At 54.8% G+C, this 983-nt stretch carries 1 protein-coding gene; it reads right to left on the bottom strand.

Annotation, left to right across the window (positions count from 1 at the left end; genetic code table 11):
* On the bottom strand, positions 1 to 983 hold a 983-nt coding region (gene tuf / locus CMQ96_RS28205), incomplete at both ends, for an elongation factor Tu (RefSeq protein ID WP_098067628.1).

Genomic DNA, 983 nt, shown 5'->3' with positions numbered 1-983 from the left:
AGAACTTTAGCAACAACGCCCGCGCCAACGGTACGGCCGCCTTCACGGATTGCGAAACGCAGACCGTCGTCCATCGCGATCGGGTGGATCAGGGTAACAACCATTTTGATGTTGTCGCCCGGCATAACCATCTCTACGCCTTCCGGCAGTTCGATGGTGCCAGTCACGTCAGTTGTACGGAAGTAGAACTGCGGACGGTAGCCTTTGAAGAACGGAGTATGACGGCCGCCTTCGTCTTTGGACAGAATGTACACTTCAGATTCGAACTTGGTGTGCGGCTTGATGGAACCCGGCTTAGCCAGTACCTGACCACGTTCGATTTCTTCACGTTTGATACCACGCAGCAGAACACCAACGTTCTCACCAGCACGGCCTTCGTCCAGCAGTTTGCGGAACATTTCAACGCCAGTACAGGTAGACTTCGCAGTCTCTTTGATACCAACGATTTCAACTTCTTCGCCAACTTTGATGATACCGCGCTCTACACGACCGGTAACAACGGTACCACGACCGGAGATGGAGAATACGTCTTCGATCGGCAGCAGGAACGGCTTGTCAATCGCACGCTCTGGTTCCGGGATGTAAGAATCCAGGTAGCCAGCCAGTTCGATGATTTTCGCTTCCCAGTCTGCGTCGCCTTCCAGCGCTTTCAGAGCGGAACCACGAACGATCGGGGTGTCGTCGCCCGGGAAATCGTACTGGGACAGAAGTTCACGAACTTCCATTTCAACCAGTTCCAGCAGCTCTTCGTCATCAACCATGTCGCATTTGTTCAGGAACACGATGATGTACGGAACGCCTACCTGACGACCCAGCAGGATGTGCTCACGAGTCTGCGGCATCGGGCCGTCAGTCGCAGCAACAACCAGGATCGCGCCGTCCATCTGCGCAGCACCGGTGATCATGTTTTTAACATAGTCGGCGTGGCCCGGGCAGTCTACGTGCGCGTAGTGGCGAGTCGGGGTGTCATATTCAACGTGAGA

The organism is Klebsiella sp. MBT K-1 (assembly GCF_002556465.1).
Classification (GTDB): Bacteria; Pseudomonadota; Gammaproteobacteria; order Enterobacterales; family Enterobacteriaceae; genus Klebsiella; species Klebsiella grimontii.
Note: the sequence above shows the minus strand (reverse complement) of the source record. Positions and strands in the feature narration are given on the sequence as shown.